9 protein-coding genes and 1 CRISPR repeat array (1 of these 10 cut by a window edge) are annotated in these 12,155 nt (G+C 43.8%); all 9 genes read left to right on the forward strand.

The genetic code is table 11. The features are described from left to right. The first annotated feature begins 286 nt into the window (after window positions 1-286). The 9 genes from FYJ85_RS04645 to cas2 all read left to right on the forward strand — a co-directional run bounded on the left by FYJ85_RS04645 (window position 287) and on the right by cas2 (window position 11,886). The gene (locus FYJ85_RS04645) at window positions 287-2,461 is read left to right on the forward strand and encodes a VapE domain-containing protein (RefSeq protein ID WP_154417132.1); all 2,175 of its coding nucleotides are present in this window, start codon (window positions 287-289) and stop codon (window positions 2,459-2,461) included. A 158-nt stretch (window positions 2,462-2,619) separates the two neighbouring features. Continuing rightward, on the forward strand, window positions 2,620-2,991 hold the full coding sequence (locus FYJ85_RS04650) for a VOC family protein (RefSeq protein ID WP_154417133.1): 372 nt from the start codon (window positions 2,620-2,622) through the stop codon (window positions 2,989-2,991). A 100-nt stretch (window positions 2,992-3,091) separates the two neighbouring features. Then, the gene (locus FYJ85_RS04655) at window positions 3,092-3,862 is read left to right on the forward strand and encodes an SMODS domain-containing nucleotidyltransferase (protein WP_154417134.1); all 771 of its coding nucleotides are present in this window, start codon (window positions 3,092-3,094) and stop codon (window positions 3,860-3,862) included. 17 nt (window positions 3,863-3,879) lie between these two features. Next, window positions 3,880-4,689: an S-4TM family putative pore-forming effector gene (locus tag FYJ85_RS04660; protein ID WP_206212970.1), complete on the forward strand. Its 810-nt coding sequence runs from the start codon at window positions 3,880-3,882 to the stop codon at window positions 4,687-4,689. Window positions 4,690-5,039: 350 nt separating this feature from the next. Continuing rightward, on the forward strand, window positions 5,040-5,876 hold the full coding sequence (locus tag FYJ85_RS04665) for an HNH endonuclease (protein WP_154417136.1): 837 nt from the start codon (window positions 5,040-5,042) through the stop codon (window positions 5,874-5,876). Window positions 5,877-6,075: 199 nt separating this feature from the next. Beyond that, complete coding sequence (locus FYJ85_RS04670) at window positions 6,076-6,621, forward strand: transposase (RefSeq protein WP_106053876.1); 546 nt, start codon at window positions 6,076-6,078, stop codon at window positions 6,619-6,621. A 357-nt stretch (window positions 6,622-6,978) separates the two neighbouring features. Next, window positions 6,979-10,617, forward strand: a complete 3,639-nt coding sequence (gene cas9 / locus FYJ85_RS04675; RefSeq protein ID WP_154417137.1) for a type II CRISPR RNA-guided endonuclease Cas9 — start codon at window positions 6,979-6,981, stop codon at window positions 10,615-10,617. A gap of 22 nt (window positions 10,618-10,639) precedes the next feature. Further along, on the forward strand, window positions 10,640-11,545 hold the full coding sequence (gene cas1, locus FYJ85_RS04680) for a type II CRISPR-associated endonuclease Cas1 (RefSeq protein WP_206212971.1): 906 nt from the start codon (window positions 10,640-10,642) through the stop codon (window positions 11,543-11,545). After that, window positions 11,542-11,886, forward strand: coding sequence for a CRISPR-associated endonuclease Cas2 (gene cas2 / locus FYJ85_RS04685; protein WP_206212972.1), 345 nt, complete (start codon window positions 11,542-11,544; stop codon window positions 11,884-11,886). The genes cas1 and cas2 overlap by 4 nt, the downstream gene beginning before the upstream one ends. A 58-nt stretch (window positions 11,887-11,944) precedes the next feature. Continuing rightward, window positions 11,945-12,155: direct repeats of the CRISPR family, unit length 36 nt; unit sequence AATATAACCCACCTTCAAATTACATCAAATCACAAC; it runs 683 nt beyond the window's last position.

Consider the following 12,155-nt stretch of genomic DNA (forward strand, 5'->3'; position numbering starts at 1 on the left):
TCAAAACATCTTTTTTGAATACTGCTTTAAGGGGATTTTTGAAAAAAAACTAAAAAAAATTAAGAAAATTTTTTATGCCTTTATTGCCAGATTGTTATGCGATTGCAAAGGCCGGTTTTTATTAAAAAATCCCTCTTTAAATGCCCCAAAAAAGGGCTAAAAACGAGAGGAAAAATAGAAACCGCTTCATAGATACGCGTAAGAGGGCTCATAGGGAGTTCTCTGACGTGAATAGGAATGCCGAAACTTTTCACGTATTAACGCTCGGCAATAGGAGGTCATAAAAATGACTATCGTCCCCAAAATGCAGAACAAAAAACTGACAGATGCAACCCGAGAGAGCAAAGGACGTATGACACCGGAGGAAATCATGCAAAAGATTCCTGTTGAAAAGTACAAAGACTATAATAACTGGCTTGCCATCGCTGGTCTTTGTAAAGCCGCGGGCTTTCCATTCGATGTTTTTCATGAATGGAGCAAAGGTGATTCTGAAAAGTATGAGAGTGAAGAGTCCTGCAAAAGTGCCTGGCAGTTGACGCCTCACGAAACATCGGAGGAGGCGTATGAAAAACTTTTAAAGAGAGCCGAAAATAATTGGACACTTCCGGTGTTCAACCCTCTGCAGGCGATAACGGATGCCTCCACCATCATCCATGAAATCCATCCAGACCTGAGTTTCGCCTGGTCACTCGGGGACAAGAAGGGGATTAACCGGAATGCTGAAATCTCGCAATATACCGAAGAGAAACTGCAGGAATTTTTATCAGAATTATCTTGCATGGATGATGATGAAGACTTTGAAGGGATCTATTGGCAGCTCAATAAGGTTAAACTCTCAGAAAAAAATTCTGTTCGGGCAGAAAATGTAAAGACGTTTACCTGGGCATTGCTGGAATCGGATGCGTTGCCTCTTGAGGAGCAGTATCGTCTGTTGAGAAGCGTTCCGTTACCTCTTTTCGCAGGCATCCATTCCGGTGGGAAAAGCATTCATGCACTTATCCATATTGGAGCAGATAACGCCGAAGAATACAGGAAACGGACTGCATTGGTTTATCGCTACGCGAAGTCTTATGGAATTAGCGCTGATGAGAATTGCAAATCTCTTGGGCGTTGGAGTCGATATCCGCTTGGCAGGCGCAAGCAAGGGTATCAATACCCGGTATTTGTTATTCCAGATTATCTGCATTTTGACGAATGGTACCAGAAGTATGGTATTCAGAATTTGTCGCTTGACACTGAAAGCTCGGATACCATGGTGACGCGCAATATCCCACTGGCAGCAGATGATCGGAAAGGGAAAAAGCCTGCCGTTCGTTTTCATCATGTGGAGGAGTTCATTTCCAAAATACCGGGCGCAAAAGGAGAAATCAAATATAATGAGCTTACGAAAAAGTTGGAGGTTTCTGGCTTCCCCTGGATTGAAACGCCTCCCGGATATGACATGACGCGAATTTTGGCAGACGAACTTTGCGCTCTCATGCGGCCCAAGTATACGGGTTGTTCTTATGAATGCATGGTGAGGTTGATCAATGCGATCGGTTATAGCCACTCATACAATCCTGTCAAAGATACACTGGAAGACGTCCAATGGGACGGGGTTGATCGCATCAGTGCCGTCTGCAATACCCTGAGCCCCCTCGATGATTTTTCAAGGATGCTTGTCAAAAAATGGTTGATTCAATGCTGGGCAATGCTGAATAATACCGAGGGCAGTTGGGGCAGTGAAGGCATTCTCACTCTGCAAGGGCCGGAGGGAATAGGGAAGACATCATTTTTTCGATATTTAACTCCTATTCCTGAAACGTGCTTTTTGAGTGGCATAGCGATCGACACAGATGACAGGGACTCTGTTCGAGTTGCGACAAGCCACTGGATTGTGGAAATTGGCGAATGCGACCATACGACCAAGAAACATCAGGCATTGCTGAAAGGTTTTATCACCAAGGGCAAGGATTCCTACAGGCGTGAATATGAAACTCAGATCATTGATCATCCACGCATGACCTCATACTGTGCGACAGTGAATACCCCGCAGTTTTTGACAGAGGGAGAAAACCGTCGTTGGTGGTTGATTCCGGTCACGAATATTGATCTTCCTGCATTGCGGGAAATCCACAAAGAAATCTGGCAACTTTGGGCCCAGATTAAACGAGAGTGGGAGAAAGATAACAATGCTTTCCGGCTCAATGAGGATGAGATGAAGATTCTGATAGGCCGCAATAAGCCTGCTCAGGAGAACATCAAATACGAAGTGGAGATCGAAGAGTTCTTCGATTGGGAAGCCGCAGAAGAGGAATGGAACTTCAAAAGCCGCCGGGAGATCCGAGGCATGGTAGACGAAAATTTTGACGCAAACCTTTTCGGAAGAGCCTTGACCAAGATCTCGAAAAAGCATAACTTGGCTACCAAGAAGGTTCGAGGGGTAGATATGATCAGGGTTCCTCCTCAACTCATGAAGTAGGCATTGAACTGAGCTCTGCAGAGCTGGAGCTGGCAATGGATTTGTCAGCTCCATTTTTCTTGCCTTAGCAGTAAAAGAGTTTGATTTCTTGAATTTTTTACGATATATTACGAATAGAGGATGTGATCTATCAAAGAGTAGCCAATGGAGGTATTGCGATGAAATTCCGGATGGTACACAACAACTTCAACGTGCTCGACCTTGCAAAGAGCCTGAAATTCTACCGTGACGCTTTTGACATGCACGAGGTGCGGCGGATCGAAGCGAAGGACGGGAGCTTCATCATCGTCTATCTGGAGGACGGGAACAGCTCTCACCAGCTGGAACTGACCTGGCTCCGAGACCGCAAGGAGCCGTACAATCTTGGCGACAACGAATTTCATCTGGCATTCAAGGTCGATGATTATGAAGCCGCCCACGCCCGCCATGAGAAGATGGGCTGCATCTGCTACGAAAACCCCGAAATGGGGATCTACTTTTGCGAAGATCCGGATTCGTACTGGCTCGAGGTTCTTCCTGAAAAACGGTAATTGACGGTATATGGTCTTTAGAGCAATGCGCAGTGATTTGTACTAAAGACATGATTGTAGCAGAAAAACAAAACATACAGAATATAATCAAGGGTGGAAAATGTCAATAAATACTTACTTGGACAACCTTGCTAGTAGTCTCGTACTTTCCGATGCCGAGAAGAGGGGTATTACGACATCACTTACTTCATTGTTTAGTAAAATAGATAATTATTTTTCTGGAGTATCAGGAAAAGCTGTATTTGGCTCTTATGCTCGTCATACAATATTACCCCGTAATGTCGATGAAAATTCAGATGTGGATATCATGATTATATTTGATAATCCAGAGAATCACAAACCTCAAGCATTTTTAAATAGAATCAAAAGCTTTGTAAACCAATCTTACTCTCGTTCTGAAATATATCAAGATAATCCGACTATTGTTTTGGAGTTAAGTCGAATAAAATTTGAATTGATTCCTGCATATTATGCTTATGGGACAATAAATATTCCTGATGGACCGAGTGACTGGCGTTATACTAATCCATATGAATATGATAAAATGTTGAATGAATGTAATCAAGAGAATGGTTATAAAATTAAGCCGATCATTAGGTTAATAAAATTTTGGAACATCAAAAAAAATTATAGATTTTATGCATCTTTTGAAATAGAAAGAAAAATAGCTGAGGAACTTAGATTTGCACGCTACTCGTGTTCCTCATATACAGACTATTTGACTCGTGCATTTGAAGAAATAAAAAAGCTTCCTTCCATGACTAATACTCGTATAGACACGGCATTAAATCATATTGAAAAGGCCCAAATGTACGAATCAATGGCGCGTGACTACGATGCTGAATGTGAAATAAAGAAGGTCTTTATATAATACTAACCTTGCCAAATATGATTAATGAACGTCAAAATCAACCAGATTGCCTTGAATTATTGTATTGTCAGCGGTTTTTATATGACCAAGCAAGATTTCTTTGGGGTGTTTATTTTTTCGTTTTGGCTACATCAGTAATTATCTCGTATTGTACAGCAGAACATTACAAGGTGTTTGCTGGAACTTTTGTAACGATCATGACTATTGTAAATTTTTTTGTCGAATATTATGCTAAAAAAAATCACAGTCAAGCGGCAGAAATTCAAGCAGAGTTTGATAATCGGGTATATGACCTTGGAACAAGTAATCTACAAATATTGCTAAGCGACTTGGAGCGAGAGCAAATATTAATGATTGCAAATAAGAAAAAAAGATTTGTTTTAAATAAAAAACACTTATCAGAATGTTCTTTGCAAAACTGGTACTCAGACGTAAGCGATGTGCGACGTAATACCGTAGCAATTTACTTATGTCAACTTGAATGTATTGACTGGGGAACTCGTCTCGTAAAGAAATTTTTAAATTGGAACTATGCTCTTCTGTTTTTACTAACGATAATAATTATGCTTTTCTTTGGAACATTAAAAATAGGCTTCCTTTTTAATCTTTTATTTACATTCCCACTGTTTTTTTGTATTGTTTGCTTGTTTCGCAAGTTAAGATCATATAAATTAAAATTAGATAAAATAAAAATGGCGGAGAAACTTTTTGAGCTTATTATCCAGAATCGGGACAAAGATATTACAATGGAAGACGTGACTTGTCTTCAAGAAAAAATAAATAGTTTTCGTAAAAATTCTTTTTTAATTCCCAATTGGTTCTATTGACTATACCGTAATGATAACCAGAACATTGTAAGTAAATTGACAGCTAATAGAATAGCACAACTAAAGCAATATCGCCCAGATCTTGTTGTATCACATGCTTCGAGATTTATAGAAGTTTAACTCTGCGGATATTTTGGCGTAAAATTTTATATAATTGTAAAGCATGGAGATGTAAAACAACAGACATGGAAAACAATTCTTTATAACCCGGTTGCCCGATAACTACTGGTTGGAGGTTATTCCAGAGAAGCGGTAAAGAGAAATTCTCTTGCCTGGATTATGCAAGGACATATCATATTATATGATTGTAAAAAAACAATCGAGTTCCTAAAAGGCGTTTTTTCTGTAGTGTGATCACGCTTCAAAATACCAATACTTTGGAGGATTTTATTTTGAACCTTGAAACAAGAAATCGTATTTTATCGAAAAACGGTAGACCTTTAAGATTCTTGCTTTTAGCGCTTATAGATGAGATTGAGAAAAAAATGCCGAATGGTTTCGTAAAGGCTACAGAAAGATATTTTGGCGTTTATCCACCTTTGTCTCGCAAAATCATTGCACGAATTGATCTTCAAGTTGAATCTATTCAGATTTACATTGACAATAAGTATGTGAATTATGCGAGCTCATTGAATTTTTCGATAGGAAAAGCTCCCGATTGGAAAGGCCAGCCAGATAAACTATTCGGGATATCTTTGACTGAAAAAGAGAATGTTCCAAATGTAATAAATTTATTTTTATATATTTACGGAGAGCAGACTGGTACAGTTCCTCCATTATATACAAATGATTTGTTTGAGGATAGTGTAGATACATCTTCTCATGCTTCCAAAGTAGTCACCTCCATTGAAAACAATTATGAAGAAGGCGATCTCATATATCGCCTCAGCAAGCAATACGAAAGAAATCCTCAAGTAAAAGGGGCAGCAATAAGAATACATGGTTTAAAGTGTAAAATATGTAATTTCGACTTTAAAAAGGTGTATGGTGAGTACGGTGACGGCTATATCGAAGTACATCACCTGACCCCTTTGGCATCAGGAGAAGGGGTTAGAAAAATCGACCCACGCAACGATTTAATCACTATTTGCGCAAATTGCCACAGAGTAGTTCACAGAAATCGCAAAAAACTATTATCTCCAGATGAATTGAGAAACGCATTGAAGGAACAATTTGCATTAAGTTAAATGCTTTTGAAAGCAGTCCCTGATCAGATACTATTTTCACGAACAATGGAAATATGGTTGTCGTATAAAATGATGTTAACAAGAATATCCCGACAACTACGGGCTTGGGGTGTTGCTTATAAAGTCGAAAAGTATGGTAGGGCTGTCTGTCCTCAGACAGCCGTTCACTTATGAATGACAATCGGTTAAAAGATTCACAATGCGGAAATTTGTTGTAAAGACTAAACCTGAAGCTCAAAATAAAGCGAACGGCGCTCTGGGGACAGAGCGCCCTACCCAAGCGTTCTCTTTGAACAATGAGTTATTTCCAGTAAGAAAAACGACTTCTCATGTAATTCCGGATTGGATTCGGCTTGAAGAGGAGTTATACTTTATTACAATCAATTGCAAAGAGCGTGGAAGTAATCAGCTTTGCACGCCAACTATAAGCAAAGGCATATTTTCGGCATTGGAGTTTTATGCTCAAAAGCAGATGATTTTTTCAAGATTGGTTTTGTTGATGCCGGATCATATGCATGGAATATTTTCTTTTTCTGCAAAAGATGGTATTGATAAATCAATTTCAACTTTGAAAAAGTATCTTGCAAGAAATTACCGAATCAATTTTCAAGACGGCTTTTTCGAACACCGTATACGAAATGATGAACATCTGAAACAAATAGAGGACTATATTCTTAATAATCCTGTTCGCAAAGAACTTATCGATTTTCATGAACAATGGAAATTCGTTTGGCGTCCCCAATAATACATTTATGTACTAATGAAAGTAGCCCGACGGCTACTGGCTTGAGATCATTCCGGGGCAGCGTTGACCCTCAACCGCATTATTTCAGGCAAATGATCACATTCTCTGTGACCATTTAAGGGGGCGATTCGTCCAAACGGAAATAAAATGAAGACTACCGTGTATATCAATTGCTCTCCGCATTCGGCAGAACTTGAGAAAAGCTTTTTGAAAATCATGTACAAAAAAAAGAGGCCGGCGAACCGGTCTCACAGGTGTAATCACCTTCGGCATATAGCCTTGTTGTGATAAGATGATATTAACTTATCACAACAAAATAATTTTGCAAATTCCATTTTTGAGAAAAGGAACAAAATCATGAGTCGTATCCTCGGACTTGATGTCGGAACGAATTCTCTTGGCTGGGCAATTCTGGATCCTTTTCAAAAGGTGTTTGTTGACACGGGAGTGGTCGTATTCCAACAGGGGATTCCTGAAGAAAAAGGGAGGGAGGCAGAATGTTCCCCGGCTGCCGAGCGGCGGAAATTCCGGGCTGCACGTCGCTTGAAATACCGTCGCCGTCTGAGAAAATATCATACCTTGAAGGTACTGATTGAAAATCAGATGTGCCCATTGACCATACCTGAATTGCAAAATTGGATTCGGAATGGAAAATTTCCCATTGAAAACCGAGAATTCATCGCCTGGCTCAGCAGCACGAAAGAAGACAATCCCTATTATTTTCGGGCTAAAGCCGCCGAACGGAAGTTGCCGCCACTCGAATTGGGACGGGCGTTTTATCATCTGGCGATTCGGCGGGGCTTCAGGAGTTCCCGCAAAGAGACCTCCGGTTCGAACGAAAAAGAATTGACCAGTTTTAAGCAGGAGATCAACCGCCTGACTGAAATTCTGCAAAGAAAACAGTGCACTTTGGGGCAGTATTTCTATGAACTGTTCCAGAAGTCTGAAAAAATCCGGAAAATCAACCGTTGCGGAAGAAAAGAGCACTATGAGCCGGAATTTGACAAAATATGCGAAGTGCAGAATCTTCCGGAACCCTTTGTCTCTGAAATGAGAAAGGCCATTTTCCTGCAACGCCCCCTGCGTTCGCAGAAATATCTTGCAGGGCATTGTTCTCTGGAGAAAAAACGAGTTCGCTGTCTGATCGGCCATCCGCTGTTTGAACGCTATCGGATGCTTTCGTTCATCAACAGCATCAGAAAGAATGGCGTTCCTCTGAATGAACGGGAACGGCAGAAAGCACAGGCTGCTTTTCTGGTCAGCAAGCCAAGTTTTGAATTTGAAAAACTGGTTCGGAAATTATACCCCGGATATCCGAAGAATGAATGGTCAGAGTGGAATTATCCCCCGGATAAATCGATCGCATCATCTCCCGTCACGAACCAGTTGCAGAAAATACTGGGAACTGAAGATCTTTTCGCCTGGCACCATGAATACATCGGGCGCGACAACAAACCGAAAAGCATGGATTACCAGATCCTGTTTGACGCTCTTACATTTTTCGATGACGACGGTATGCTGAAAAATTTTGCCATCGAACGAGCCGGTTTGACTGTAGATCAGGCGGAAAAATTTGTCAAGATTCGAATTCCGACAGGGTATGCGAATTTCAGTCTTTATGCGATCCGGAAGATTCTGCCTTTCCTTGAAGCAGGGCATATTCAGACCCGAGCGGTGTTTCTGGCAAAACTACCGGATGTACTTGGGAAAGACGTTTTTCAGAAAAACGGGGAGAAAATTATTGCGGATATGGAACAGTTGGAGGCCGACTGGCGTATGGAGCGGGAATCGGCGTCGGAATCCGGCGAACGGGCCGCATTTCTTTCCCTGACGGAACGGATCAAACACTATCTGGAGGATGAATTTCATGTGACACCGGATCGTTTTGAATTGCTGTACCGCTACAACAGCCGTTCCGACTATCAGGATCACACCCGATCCGGGATTCTTCCGGAAGTGAATTTGGGAATGATCTACAATCCGATGGTGTACCGGTCGCTTAACGTTCTCCGACGTCTGGTCAATCATCTTCGCAAAACGGGGAAAATCAATGCAGATACCGAGATTCATGTGGAACTCGCCCGTTCGGTAAATGACAAAAATACGCGTATGGCTGTTGCGAACGATCAGAAAAAACAGGAAAATCTGCGCAAACAATATAAGGAAGCGATCGAAGCAGAGGGATTTGAAGCGACCGAAGAGCGGATTTTACGCTATGTCCTCTGGATGGAACAGAACAAACACTGTCTTTACACCGGGAAAGCAATCGGGCTGGCGGATTTGATGAGCGAAAACGACCTTGTTGAGCTTGAACACACCGTTCCGCGTTCCCGGGGCGGGGACAGCAGCAGGGAAAATTTGACTCTCTGTTTCACGGATTACAACCGCTACACCAAGAAAAACGGTCTGCCGACGGCTTGTCCGAATTATGACGTAAAATGGAAGGAATACAACTCGATCCGGGAGAATATCAAAGTTGCCGGTTGGGAGGAAAAGCGGGAAAATCTGCGTTCGCGTCTGGAAAAGCTCCGTTCTGCCGCCAGAGGCAATCCGCAGAAACGGGTCGAAATGCTCGAATGCAGAAGAGAATTCGAATACTGGTGCGCCAAACTGGCCGCCTTTGAAATTACGGATGAGGAGTTGCGCCGGAAAGGATTTTCCAGACGGCAGCTGGCGGATACCGGAATCATCGCCCGGCATGCGGTTTTTCTGCTGAAATCCGTTTATGGAAATACCTACTCCAGAAACGGGCGCGTGACGGAATGGGTAAGAAAAGCGTGGGGTGTGCAGGGAATCTATGAAAGGAAAGACCGCTGCGATCACCGGCATCATGCCATCGATGCCATGTGCATTGCGGCCTTGACGGAGGATTTCTTCCAGAAGATCAGCGCGGCATATCGGGCTGACGAGGAAAAGGCGATGGCATACGCCCGATACAACAGTACTTTGCCCGACGCCTATCCGTGGCGCTCGTTCCCGGAAGATGTATTTGAAAAATCAGAAGAGATTCTGGTCACCCATTTTATCCGGCACAATGAAACGAAGCAGGCTAAAAAACAAGTTCATCTTGTCACGCCGTACAAAACGGCGGATGGCGGACTCCGGCGGGTGGTAACTGCCGGCGGCGACACAGTCCGCGGGCAGCTGCATAAAGAAAGTTATTTCGGACGGATCAGAGACCCGGAATCCGGTGAAAAAAAATCCGTCCTGCGCAAAGAGTTGAACTCTCAAAATTTCAAAACTGAATCCGCTCTCGCCGCAATTGTCGATCCTGCGATTCGGGAGGCCGTATCCGCTCAGCTTCGTCTCCGCATGAGTTCAGGGAAAAGCTTCAAAGAAGCGATGGATGAGGGTGGTTTTCGCATGAGATCCGGGGACGACGTCTTCCAAGGGCCGCCGATCCGCAAAGTCCGGAGTTTCGTCCGAACTGCAGAGCCGTTGAAAATCCGGAGACACGCCTATGCATCCGAAGCGGAATACAAAAACTACATTTATGCCGATACGGCCAAGGGCGGCAATTTCAAAGCGGCGCTCTTCCGGGCGCCTCGGGGAAAACTCTGCTATTGTCTGCAATCGCTCTGGAACTGGGCGAACGCACATAAGCGGCCAGACTATGTTCCTCCGGAAAAACAGCCGGGGGTGGGCGAATTCCTCGGTTTCATTGCGCCGGGAACCATGGTGCTCGCCTATGAAAATACGCCTGACGAATTGAAAAAACTATCTCGGCGGGAACTCAATAAGCGGTTGTATAAAATTATTGTGATAGAAAAGGATATTCAACGCTTGAGTCTTCGTTATCATTGCGAGGCCAGGGCCAAATCCGAGGTACAGGAGGAAATGAAAAAAACGCTGGGAGTCGAAGAGGCGTCAACCATTTTTTTCCAGGAGCCGGCAAAGCTGTTGAAAATCACCAGTGGAGAATTTTCGAATCATTTGATCTTCGAAGGAATTGATTTTGTCATGTCCATTGACGGCGAAATACGTTTTCTGAAATAAAATCCTCAGAGTGGAGATGGTCATGCTGAAGCGGACGCTGTTTTTCGGATCTCCCGGCAGGTTGTTTCTCGAACATTCTCTGCTGGCTTATGAAATGCGAAATGCAAACGATGCTTCGGAGAAGCGGACATTTCCGCTGGAAGATCTTGGTTTCATCGTTCTGGAGTCTCTGCAGCTTGCCGTGACAACGGCATGTCTCAATGCACTGGCGAAAGAGAATATTGCCGTTGTCGTCTGCGATCATGCGCACATGCCCTCGGCAATGCTTCAGCCGTTTTCCGGGAACACGCTGGCGCAACGGCATACGGAAGCGCAGCTGCGGGCCACCGAGGCGCTGAAAGCCCGTCTCTGGCGGCAGACGGTCAAGGCCAAGATCATCAATCAGGCTGAATGCCTGAAGCGCCTGGGCTTGCCGGATCGACGGTTGCGTGTGCTGGCGGAATCAGTTAAGGCGGGAGACTCCGACAATGCGGAAGCCGTGGCTGCACGATATTATTTTCAGCAGCTCGCCGAACCGGAAGCATTTTCCCGTTGTCGGGACGGGATTCCTCCGAATCCCGCGCTGAATTACGGATACGCCATTTTGCGGGCGGCAGTGGCCCGTGCCTTGACGGGTTCCGGGCTGCTTTGCGTGGCGGGGATTCACCACTCGAATCAGTACAATCCTTTTGGGCTTGCGGACGACATCATGGAGCCGTTCCGTCCGTTTGTGGACGAGATGGTTTTCTCCTCCCGTGATTTTTTTGTCGTGCCGGAATTGGGAAAGGTTCAAAAAGCACAACTGCTCCAGCTTTTAACGGCGGATGTCATATCGGGAACGGAAAGGCGTCCTCTTCTGAACAGCATCAGCTGTACTTCCGCATCGCTGGTTCGTTGTTTTCTGCGGGAGGAAACGGTTGTAAAATATCCGGAATTTGTGAAAAAATGAGTGCGGAATATCAAGCTGTCAGCAGGTATGCGGCGATGTGGATCTATGTGATGTTCGATTTACCGACCAATACGAAGGCGCAACGGAAAGCCGCTGCCGGATTTCGTCATGATTTAATCAAGGACGGATTTCAAATGATGCAGTTTTCCGTCTACATCCGGCACTGTGCTACCGGAGAGAATGCTCTGGTGCACATCAACCGGGTTGAAGCAATGGTTCCGGCGGAAGGTATTGTCACGGTTTTGAAAGTGACCGACCGTCAATTCAGCGACACGCGGACTTTTGTCGGTAGAAAAACCACTCCGCCGCCGCCCGCACCTCTTCAATTGGAGCTTTTTTAAAAAAAACTCTGAAAAATATCAAAGATGTTTCTCATACTAAAGGAGTTGCAACCCCAATAATATAACCCACCTTCAAATTACATCAAATCACAACATCCAACGATATCTCCGATGAATATCAGAAAATATAACCCACCTTCAAATTACATCAAATCACAACATTCGTCGTCGAACAGCATATTGCGGAAATAATATAACCCACCTTCAAATTACATCAAATCACAACGTTGCGCAGCATCTCGTAGCCGTACCACGGAATATAACCCACC

The sequence above is a fragment of the Victivallis lenta genome (assembly GCF_009695545.1).
Taxonomy (GTDB): domain Bacteria; phylum Verrucomicrobiota; class Lentisphaeria; order Victivallales; family Victivallaceae; genus Victivallis; species Victivallis lenta.

Bases quoted from the DNA above. Each gene is read 5' to 3' on its own strand.
- FYJ85_RS04645 (WP_154417132.1), top strand. From the start codon at position 287: ATGACTATCGTCCCCAAAATGCAGAACAAAAAACTGACAGATGCAACC.
- FYJ85_RS04650 (WP_154417133.1), top strand. From the start codon at position 2,620: ATGAAATTCCGGATGGTACACAACAACTTCAACGTGCTCGACCTTGCA.
- FYJ85_RS04655 (WP_154417134.1), top strand. From the start codon at position 3,092: ATGTCAATAAATACTTACTTGGACAACCTTGCTAGTAGTCTCGTACTT.
- FYJ85_RS04660 (WP_206212970.1), top strand. From the start codon at position 3,880: ATGATTAATGAACGTCAAAATCAACCAGATTGCCTTGAATTATTGTAT.
- FYJ85_RS04670 (WP_106053876.1), top strand. From the start codon at position 6,076: ATGCGGAAATTTGTTGTAAAGACTAAACCTGAAGCTCAAAATAAAGCG.
- cas9 (WP_154417137.1), top strand. From the start codon at position 6,979: ATGAGTCGTATCCTCGGACTTGATGTCGGAACGAATTCTCTTGGCTGG.
- cas1 (WP_206212971.1), top strand. From the start codon at position 10,640: ATGCTGAAGCGGACGCTGTTTTTCGGATCTCCCGGCAGGTTGTTTCTC.
- cas2 (WP_206212972.1), top strand. From the start codon at position 11,542: ATGAGTGCGGAATATCAAGCTGTCAGCAGGTATGCGGCGATGTGGATC.